At 45.5% G+C, this 6,416-nt stretch carries 6 protein-coding genes and 1 pseudogene; 3 read left to right on the top strand and 4 right to left on the bottom strand.

The genetic code is table 11. The annotated features are described in order from the left end of the window. Nucleotides 1–297 (top strand): annotated as a pseudogene (locus FHW04_RS23280) (zinc-binding dehydrogenase); the annotation flags it as partial. 356 nt (nt 298–653) lie between these two features. Here the strand turns inward: FHW04_RS23280 and FHW04_RS23275 are convergent. Beyond that, on the bottom strand, nt 654–1,790 hold the full coding sequence (locus FHW04_RS23275) for an alpha/beta hydrolase (RefSeq protein WP_089562628.1): 1,137 nt from the start codon (nt 1,788–1,790) through the stop codon (nt 654–656). Between the two features lie 199 nt (nt 1,791–1,989). Between FHW04_RS23275 and FHW04_RS23270 the strand changes: the two genes are divergently transcribed. Then, complete coding sequence (locus FHW04_RS23270; RefSeq protein WP_089562629.1) at nt 1,990–2,874, top strand: LysR family transcriptional regulator; 885 nt, start codon at nt 1,990–1,992, stop codon at nt 2,872–2,874. A gap of 92 nt (nt 2,875–2,966) precedes the next feature. On the opposite strand, the gene FHW04_RS23265 is transcribed toward FHW04_RS23270, so the two are convergent. Then, nucleotides 2,967–3,563, bottom strand: a complete 597-nt coding sequence (locus FHW04_RS23265) for a recombinase family protein (RefSeq protein WP_033755777.1) — start codon at nt 3,561–3,563, stop codon at nt 2,967–2,969. 296 nt (nt 3,564–3,859) lie between these two features. Here FHW04_RS23265 and FHW04_RS23260 point away from each other — a divergent pair, with 296 nt between their 5' ends. Next, nucleotides 3,860–4,738 (top strand): FitA-like ribbon-helix-helix domain-containing protein, encoded by an 879-nt coding sequence (locus FHW04_RS23260; protein ID WP_089562630.1) that lies wholly within the window; start codon nt 3,860–3,862, stop codon nt 4,736–4,738. A 63-nt stretch (nt 4,739–4,801) separates the two neighbouring features. Here the strand turns inward: FHW04_RS23260 and FHW04_RS23255 are convergent, their stop codons facing one another. Together FHW04_RS23255 and FHW04_RS23250 are read right to left on the bottom strand one after the other, a co-directional pair. Further along, nucleotides 4,802–5,413, bottom strand: coding sequence for a hypothetical protein (locus FHW04_RS23255; RefSeq protein ID WP_089562631.1), 612 nt, complete (start codon nt 5,411–5,413; stop codon nt 4,802–4,804). A gap of 478 nt (nt 5,414–5,891) precedes the next feature. Then, nucleotides 5,892–6,254, bottom strand: a complete 363-nt coding sequence (locus FHW04_RS23250; protein ID WP_094106490.1) for a DUF2726 domain-containing protein — start codon at nt 6,252–6,254, stop codon at nt 5,892–5,894. Nucleotides 6,255–6,416 lie beyond the last annotated feature (162 nt).

Genomic DNA, 6,416 nt, shown 5'->3' with positions numbered 1-6,416 from the left:
GGAATTGGTGTGGTTGGCGTGTTTATCCCGCAGGATCCGGGAGCTGCATCAGACCTTGCCAAAGAAGGTAAGATGCCGTTTGATTTCGGCAGTTTTTGGTTTAAAGGACAGTCAATCCGCACCGGCCAGGCGAACGTCAAAGCCTATAATCGTCAGCTGGCCCGTCTGATCCATCAGGGTAAAGCCAGCCCGGGCGGCATAATCTCACACCGTCTTTCACTTGCTGAGGCGCCTGAGGGATATAAGCACTTTGACGATCGCGATGAGGGATGGACGAAGGTTATCCTTAAGCCTTAACTGACGCTGATCGGTTATAAAAGTTAAATCGGAACAATTAAACCGGAACAATGTAGAAATATCGACGGGATACCATTGCGTATCCTGTCATAATATTTATCTTCTGCTGCCAGGCTCGCCCCTGTATCTATTGTGATGTTTAATGACGCATTATGAATATTATCAGGACCTGTGAATAGCGCCCGATCTTCTTCAGGCATAAACGAAATAAACGCTATTCATGTAATAACGATGAGAGTGGGTGAGAATGAAGTGCGATATTATAAGGATTCTATGTAACATCATGTCGGGATAGATCCAGAGTCAAAGCCACCTGAGTATTACAGGTGGCTTTTAAACGATTCTGAGCTGCGTTTTTACCTTAAGCTGGTTTTGAAAAACTGTTCAAACCTGGCAAAAGGGATCTTACCTGCAGCGTTGTCGTATAAGTCCACGTGGTTTGCGCCGGGGACGATCACAAGCTCTTTTTCAGTGCTGCCAACCGCTTTGTAGGCATCTTCTGCAAAATAGCGCGAGTGCGCTTTTTCACCTGTAACAATCAACACAGGAATAGTGATTTCATTTGCGTAGCTAAGCAGCGGCATATTCATAAACGACAAGGGCATCGTTGCATTCCATGCGCCATTAGAGTTAACAGAACGCCCATGGAAGCCGCGTGGCATTCTGTAATAATCAAAAAACTCTTTCAGTACCGGGTGTGGATTCGCGGGTAATGTTTCCGGCAGAATTCGCTCAGAAGCGCTTACGCTGCCATTCTTATCCACATTAATATCGTGACTACCGCGGGCGATAGTTCCGCTTTCAGCATCTTTCCAGCGCTGCTCGTTCAGGTACTGTAATACGGCACGGCGATCGGCTGTTGAATAACGGTCTTTGCCATCACCAACGCCATGTCCCATCGCCCGGCTCATGTCGTACATCACGCTGGTCGCAACTGCTTTTACGCGTGTATCCATCGCCGCCGCATTGAGTGCCATGCCTCCCCAGCCGCAAATACCGAGTAATCCAATACGATGGCGATCCACCTCTTTTTGTAATCCAAGGAAATCAACCGCCGCGCTAAAGTCCTCAGTGTTGATATCCGGAGAGGCGACATTACGCGGATAGCCACCACTTTCACCCGTGTAAGAAGGATCGAATGCCAGCGCAACAAATCCCTGTTCGGCCAGGGTCTGTGCATACAGGCCGCTTGATTGCTCTTTGACCGCACCGAAAGGACCACTTAATGCAATCGCAGCCAGTTTACGTTCGCCCCGGTTTTTGGGGATGTAAAGATCCCCTACTAATATGATCCCGTAACGGTTCTGGAATGCCACCTTGCGATGATCAACCTTATCGCTCTCTGCAAAGGTTTTATCCCATTTTTCTACCATTGAAACAGGCGAGTTCGGATTAGATGTGTCAGCATAACTCATTGTCGTAACTCCACTTAATGATACGCATAGCAGCATAGCGGGTAGCGCGGCTGTCAGCTTTCTGGTGAAAACATTCATTTAAATTCCCCTGAAAAAGAAAAGTGAGGTACCGGTTTCATACGGAGAGTACTGCTGTGCTTTGATGCAATGCGCTCATTATAGGTAGCAGAAATAGTGCTGATTAGAGGGTAAAAATTGCTAGGATTAATAGCATATTGTTATAAATGAAGGGCCGCAGCAGACATCATTTGCGGCCAGATATTCTGAGGACGCGCAAATGGCAAAACGGGAAAACTATAATGAGCTCTACTTGTTTATGCAGGTGGTGCGGGAGGGCAGTTTCACTGCAGCGGCACATCGTCTTGGACTTGCACAATCAGGCGTTAGTCGTTCTGTCCGTGAACTTGAAGAAAGGCTGGGTATACAGCTTCTGGTTCGCACTACGCGCAGGCTGTCGTTAACACAGGCAGGTGAGCAACTGTATCAGACAACAGAATCCGGATTTGATGCTTTAGATACGGGTCTTGCCACGCTGGCGTATTACCGGAATACCCCGTCCGGTACGGTACGCATCAATGCCAGCCAGCATGCTATTGATAAAGTTCTTTTACCGAAGCTGGCGCTATTTAAGCACCGTTACCCCGATATCAGGCTTGAACTCATCAGTGAAAGCCGGTTCGTCGATATTATCGCTGAGCGATTTGATGCCGGCGTGCGGCTGGGGCCGGAGGTAGGACAGGGCATGGTCGCGGTGCGTATTACACCTGACATGGAGATGGTTGTTGTAGCTACGCCCGAGCATTTTCGTCGCTATGGCTTTCCACAAACACCGGCTGATTTAGTGATTCATCCTTGTATAGCCTACCAGTTTGCCGATGGTAGCCTTTATCAGTGGGAACTCCTTCAGGACGGTAAAAAAATAATGCACCGACCACAAGGACAGTGGGCCTTTTCTGACAGCTACATGGAAGCAAAAGCAGCCAGACTGGGGCTGGGGCTGGCTTATGTCCCGGAGGAACTGGTCGCTGATGATTTAGAGCAAGGCAATCTTATCAGGGCGTTGCCACGTTACAGCCAGCGCCTGGAAGGTTCATTCCTGTATTATCCTCACCGCAATGTGTCGCCGGCACTGAGAGTCGTCATTGATATACTGAAAATCTGAAGTTTAGCTATTTATATTCTTCGTTGTTCCGCTCTTTGTTATCGGAATAACGTCCGCTTATGGCACAAAGCGGACATACGCAGAAAAGCAACTCATGAACGAGCATCAGCGTCTTCCATTATCGCTTTCACTCTTAAAATGGTCTGCCGTGTGGTGTCAAATTCGCGGGCGATCGCGCTGATACTCTTCCCTTCACTAAGACGCAAGAACACCGCTTTCTTTTGTTCGTCATCCAGAGCCGGCGGGCGGCCGAAACGCTTTCCGGATGCCTTAGCCCGCGCAATACCAGCATGTGTACGTTCAAGTAGCAGATCGCGCTCAAATTCAGCAACCGCCGAGATTACCTGCATTGTCATCTTTCCGGCCGGACTGGTGAGGTCTACCCCTCCCAGCGCCAGGCAGTGTACCCGTATTTCTGACGCAGAAAGTAGCTCAACGGTTTTTCTGATATCCATGGCGTTTCGCCCGAGGCGATCCAGCTTCGTTACGATTAAAACGTCCCCGTTTTCCATTCGATCAAGGAGACGCATAAATCCAGGGCGTTCAGCAGCCGCGACTGAACCACTTATGTACTCTTCAATCAGTCGCTGGGGTCTGATGGCAAAGCCGGCCGCTTCGATTTCACGACGCTGGTTTTCAGTGTTCTGTTCGAGGGTCGATACCCTGCAGTAGGCAAAGACTCGTGACATGTAGTTATTTTGTGTACGAAATAGGTGTACTTATTATAGCGCATGTCCGAAATTAAAAACACTAACTTTCGGACAGGCTATATTCTACATGTACGAAACCGACCGTTTTAGTACATAACATGAGTAATTATCAGAGCCGTTATCTTTGAACTAGAGCTTCCATAAAATGAGTCTTTTTGAGTTCTTTTTGATTTCATTTTAAGAAAATGTTTATTCCCATCATCACTTGTGATTAGCTTGACTCACTAGGCGTCATTTTCATGATGCTAACCAGCTAAAATGAGTTGAGAGGACCTATGGCCAAGATCCAGGTTAGGAATTTTCCTGACGACATTTTCATGCGTGTCGAAGCAGCTGCTGCGCGAGCTGAACGTTCTATCGAAGCAGAGTGCCGTCTGGCGCTTACAGAGAAATACAAACCAGCTCAGGAAGAATCGCTTACTCATCGGCAAAGATGGCGTAAGGATGTCGCAGCAAGGCTTGCGTTTGTGTTTGAAAGATTACGCAATGACGGGTTCTTTGCATGGAGTGAACCTTCAGATGTGGCGCATATCGCGCGGCGTGCTGGAGAGGCCTCTCCATCTCTTTTGTTTGACTGCCTCGATGGTCTGGATGACCTGCCTTTTGATTTAGCGGACCGCTTGTCACTTAGCTTTGGTTTTAGTCAGAGCTGGCTATTAAGCGGAGAGAACTCTCCCTTCCCGGCACTTAATATTGGTTCTTCGTACCATGACTTTTTCAGCCAGCCTGAAGAAGGTAAATTTTCATGGGAACTGTATCGAGTTACTGGTGGTCGTCATGATGGTGAATTAATCTGCCTTAAAATTGACAATAATAACGGTGATAAAATACTTGGCTACGTTAATGAACACTTTGTTTTAGCTGATGGAATGGGCGGCGGCGGTCGCGGTAATCTGGAAGACTTTATCAGGTTCCTTAAAGAAAACTGGCCTACATTTTCGCCATATATAACGACGTGGGTATATGAGTCTGGAGATAAAGGGCCGGATTTAGGTCAACATCATCCTGTTTTTTATCAGCGCTTAATGTCGCGTTCTTCTGGTAAATGGCTAATTGATATTTTTGAAGGTCGGCGCCCGGGAGAATGGTTGAAAGAATTTGATTATGAGTTGAAAAAAATTAAAGTCATACCTTATGGCAAGGATAGTGCTTAGCCTAAACTCATAGAGTTTAGAAGGCCATTTACTTGAATGGCCTTTTTGAAAAAACTTTTAAAATCATAGCTCCCTATAAAATGATTGGGCACCAATTAAGCATAAAACACTTATTAAGTAATAGGTTATAATCATATTTTCTTTAAAAAATGGTATAGGTAATAGTGAGAAAAACGTAAGGGAAACAGCCATAATATCAGCAATTAATATCAGAACCTTGACACTTCTCGCCGCATTTTCAGGTGAAAATGCTCGTATGAAGAGGGAGAATATTAGAGTTATGAATGCATACACAGGAGATAAATCATTTCCTTTGAAATATATAGTGCAAGCATAAGAATATAAAAGGAGCCCAATAAATACCCCAAATACAATCCTGTTATCCCTTTTAGTTTTTTCCTCTTCAGCTTCATTTTTCTCGATTACATCTGGGTGATTTGGCCCTTTTATTTCCAAATCATCTAAAAATGCTCCGCCATTATATTTAAGATCAACATAAGGCTTCTTATTTACTAGTCTGGCAAAATTTAAAGTTTCATCTGAAGTCTTGTTATTCTGAGATTTATTATTTATGACTTCAACTAATGTCCCTATTGGATTGGTGGTGTTCCATTTTTCTATGAAGATTTCTTCTTTACTTTTCTTCAGAACTTTATTTTTGCTTGTATGTACCACGATAGCTCCTTGCAGATGAAAGTTTGCAGTTGAAGAGATTATATAAGTATGACAACAGAATATATGATAATTGTTTTTTAGAAAAGTCCCTAGTAATTATGTTAAGGGATTCAATGCTACATTTATTTTCTTAATATGCAGCTCAAGCGCTAAACGATTGGAACATTTTGCCGATTATCCATGTACAACACCTAACATAGGGTTATAGAGGCTCTTTATGCAAGGAGGCGTATGTGTTTTCTAAATTACAACTTATAGGCATCGCAGAAGAATGCCTTAATCTTTATATGGATTGGTTACTTCAGTAAATCAGCCGCTGCGAATCACAAGCTGATATCTGTTCTCCTGAGGTCATGAATGAGGTTTTCCACAGGATAAAAAAACGCATGCTGCATCAAGAACTGAAGCGGCACCGCAGGGAGCTGCGGCGCGTGCTTGATGAAAAGAAGAGACGACTTCACTGGTGGTGCCACTGAAGTCAGGCTGCTCTTGCGTGCAAATGTTCACTGATGGCTCTAATATCAGCGCCTGTATAGCTGGAAGATAGTTCTATAAAGGCAATCCCTGCATTGCTACATGCCTCACGCTTGACCGCGTCACGTACGATGGCATCGTTCTTAAAATGGCCACTGCCATGATACTCAACGACGGCTATCGGCTGCCCAGACCAGTCTATGATCACGAAATCTGCCCGCTTGCTGTTAATCGCCAGGTAAGCCTGCTTGTCATCTGAGCCAAGAATCTCACCGAGTGATACCTGGGAGAACACGCGATAGCCACGGTGTGACGCTGAAAGCAGCTTTTCAAGTCTGCAGAAAACGCCGTACTCACTTTTATTCATCAGCGGGCGTTTATAAAATTTGTTGCCTCTGACTGTAACCAGCTGGCGTTCTGCTACAGACTGCTCCGGCTTTGTTGAATAAATCAGATTTCGGGTAAGTCTCCCCCGTAGCGGGTTGTGTTTTCAGGCAATACGCACGCTTTCAGGTATACCTGCTTTCGT

Source organism: Pantoea sp. AN62, from assembly GCF_050432985.1.
Taxonomy (GTDB): Bacteria; Pseudomonadota; Gammaproteobacteria; order Enterobacterales; family Enterobacteriaceae; genus Pantoea; species Pantoea brenneri.
The sequence above is the reverse complement of the archived record's forward strand: the minus strand, read 5'-3'. Positions and strand labels throughout refer to the sequence as shown.

What these genes read in the sequence shown, in the direction of transcription:
- FHW04_RS23270 (WP_089562629.1), top strand. Translation starts at nt 1,990, where the DNA reads ATGGCAAAACGGGAAAACTATAATGAGCTCTACTTGTTTATGCAGGTG.
- FHW04_RS23265 (WP_033755777.1), bottom strand. Translation starts at nt 3,563, where the DNA reads ATGTCACGAGTCTTTGCCTACTGCAGGGTATCGACCCTCGAACAGAAC.
- FHW04_RS23260 (WP_089562630.1), top strand. Translation starts at nt 3,860, where the DNA reads ATGGCCAAGATCCAGGTTAGGAATTTTCCTGACGACATTTTCATGCGT.
- FHW04_RS23250 (WP_094106490.1), bottom strand. Translation starts at nt 6,254, where the DNA reads ATGAATAAAAGTGAGTACGGCGTTTTCTGCAGACTTGAAAAGCTGCTT.
- FHW04_RS23275 (WP_089562628.1), bottom strand. Translation starts at nt 1,790, where the DNA reads ATGAATGTTTTCACCAGAAAGCTGACAGCCGCGCTACCCGCTATGCTG.